Origin of the sequence: Solemya elarraichensis gill symbiont (assembly GCF_002021095.1) — a bacterium.
GTDB lineage: Bacteria > Pseudomonadota > Gammaproteobacteria > Chromatiales > Chromatiaceae.
Genome location: NZ_MPRK01000224.1, coordinates 1 through 2,772 on the forward strand (window position 1 = coordinate 1; position 2,772 = coordinate 2,772).

Genomic DNA, 2,772 nt, shown 5'->3' on the forward strand with positions numbered 1-2,772 from the left:
AACAATTTGTTAAAAAATAAGTGTTATAACAAAAACAGAAGCATCAGTTACTTTCATCCATGACCCGAAATGTGATGTTTCTCCATTTACGTGCCATTTTCTCAAATATAGCCTTGATACCAAATTGTTCTGAACATATGCGCTGACAAGTGAAAATATTGGAGAATTAATACCACGGCTCAACAGTAAAATGCAATGTGTAGTTTTATACTCCTGTTCACTTTTTCTTTTGAAGGCTTTTATTTCATCTAATTTGAATACCGGTAATAATCTAATAGCATCGAGGATAATATTATCACATGGCAAGAGCTTTTAACAACATTTCCAGTTTACCTCCTGATCAGTGCATTTCAGTTTTTCTGGTAAACAAAGATAGCGCGAATGTACTCAGGCCTCGAAATTTCAGGCGAACGATCGTTCAGTTCGCGTGATGGTTACGCAAAATCAATTAGCCCCGAACTATTTTTCGTTCGCGTCCCAAAAAAAATAAACTAAAAATTAGAAGAAAAAAAAGAAAAAAAGAGCTATTCCACAAATAGGCCCAGTACACAGGTTGTGTGACTTATGCCAGGTTATAGTGTGGTATAACTTGATTCTCTAGAATCATCACTATCATGTCTAAATCAAAGCCAAGCAATAAGAAAATATATTAGACTATTATCATTTGCAGTGCCACACCAGACAAAAGTCATTATGGAATAAAATAATACTTATTATTGTTTATATTCCAGTATATTGTGTGTATATTAAAACATGGTATATTATACTAATTACTGGAATTTGCGAAACCATTTGCGTAACCATCTGGTTACGCAAGTCCAAATCTGTGTGAACGATAAATGGGCTACGCAAATTTTTGAAATTTCTAGGCCTGTGTACTTGTGATATGATATTGCAAGACTGTGACCAGATTATTCTTTGAACATGACTACCGGTATATCCCATTTTATTTATATTTGTGTAGTATGAATAAAAACATAGAATAATGCGGATATAAACGGCCAATATACAACAACGCACATTACTCTCACTCGCTCTCTGCCGATGTGCATTTCCTAATAATTCGAACACTGAAGAATTTCAGGGATGTTAATTTCTAATAATTCGAATTGCAAAAAAAATATTTATTTTATTTTGCTCCAATTATTACGTCATTTATCGTAGACACTTTCAAATTTCAATTCTGCATGAGACGCTTCACATCCCTGTCGGTACAAGACATCTGCATTCTAAAATTTATTGAAATGACAGTGTTTTTGTATGCATTGAAATGGTCATTGTTACTCATTAGAAGATCCTTGCGAAAGCAACACTTGGAGTTGTCAGACAAATATTGAATGGCAGACTCTGAGTAACAGTATGCTCTCATTTTTAGAAGATGGATCTCCCTTTCAATAATGCTATATAGTACAGGTGGGTAACTTTTGATCAGTAACTTCTGTTACTCACACTGAGGCAATAAATTACATGAATCAGCTAAGAGTGTCATAAATGGCAGAAAAGTGCTGAACCATTGTTCACTGACAAAAGTGTGAATGAAGGTTGTGCAGTTACTGTAACAACTAACATTGAACTTCACTACCTAACACCATCTCTTTCACACGTGAAGGATTCCCTTCTTTCACCTGATCAGCCTTAGCAGTCTGATTACTATCGCTATCCACTTCCATTTTCTCTTCTGACTTGGCTCTGTCAGATGACTGAGAGTTGGTATTTTGATCAGCCATAGTATTATCACAGCTTGACATTTGTTCGTTTCCACTAACCACGTGATCTTTTTCCTCTGTTGTGTGTGCTCCCCCTTGTCCACAAGCTAAAGCTTTCAATTCGAGCTGATCTAAAGCACCCTGAATCTCATGTACAGCTTGTTTACGAGCTTGCCGAATATGTTCATCTCCATCAGCATCTATGCTGTCAAGCTTCAAGAGATTCCTTGTTAACATTTCTTCTAAGTATCTATATCGCCTATCGGATTTTGGTAGATTGAAGCTGCTAACATCTCCTTCAAGCCCTCGGACATCCCTCAGAATGCCTTCAATTATTTCTAGTGGAGACTTTGGCTTTGGGGGTTCATGTTTTGGTTCTACATGGTCTTGATGATCAGTTTCCAGTTGCCTTGGTGCCTCTTCCGATGGTTTCCCTTCAGTGGGTCGATGGGATGGCTGTTCTTTAACGACATGCGCACTGGGAACAGGACCAGAACTATAATGCACCGGTCTTTCAGGATCTGGGTGGTGCTGCTGTTGTTGCTGCTGCTGTGGATTGTACTCGAACTTGGCCGAATAATGAGGCTGACTAGCAGGCTGTTTCGAGACTTCATGAATAATAGGTATCACCCGTTCCCTTGACTGGTGACTTTGTTCTGGCTCGGACGGCGGTTGTGGCATAGTTTGAGCTTTCTGCATTGGATGCACTGGTGGTATTGGCTGTGCTTGTGGCATTGGCTGAGTGTTTGGCATAGGCTGTTGCCAATGATGCATTGTGGGATGTGACACTGGCACAGGATGAACTTGTGGTGGAGGTATTGGGTGTAGTTGGGGCCTTCTCTGCCCACTGAACCCTTGGGGCTGGGTAGAGAATTGTGACTGATGTGTAGCAGGGTACCCAGACGGCTGTGCAGCTTTGGTGTGACCATGACCTTGATAAATGGTATGACCTTGCAAAACAGGGTCCGCCGTTGAAACATGATGAATTGGAATCTCCCTGACAACAGGTGATGACCTCCCCTCTTGTCTTGGTGGTGTTGCAGTTCTAGGGGGTGTAGCTACCCTG

General features: G+C 39.9%; 1 protein-coding gene. It reads right to left on the reverse strand.

Features of this window, described 5'->3' with window-relative positions; translation table 11 throughout:
* Positions 1–1,562 precede the first annotated feature (1,562 nt).
* Positions 1,563–2,387 (reverse strand): BAG family molecular chaperone regulator, encoded by an 825-nt coding sequence (locus BOW51_RS09350; protein WP_167367310.1) that lies wholly within the window; start codon positions 2,385–2,387, stop codon positions 1,563–1,565.
* Positions 2,388–2,772: the final 385 nt, after the last annotated feature.

Bases quoted from the DNA above. Each gene is read 5' to 3' on its own strand.
- BOW51_RS09350 (WP_167367310.1), bottom strand. From the start codon at position 2,387: ATGCCACAACCGCCGTCCGAGCCAGAACAAAGTCACCAGTCAAGGGAA.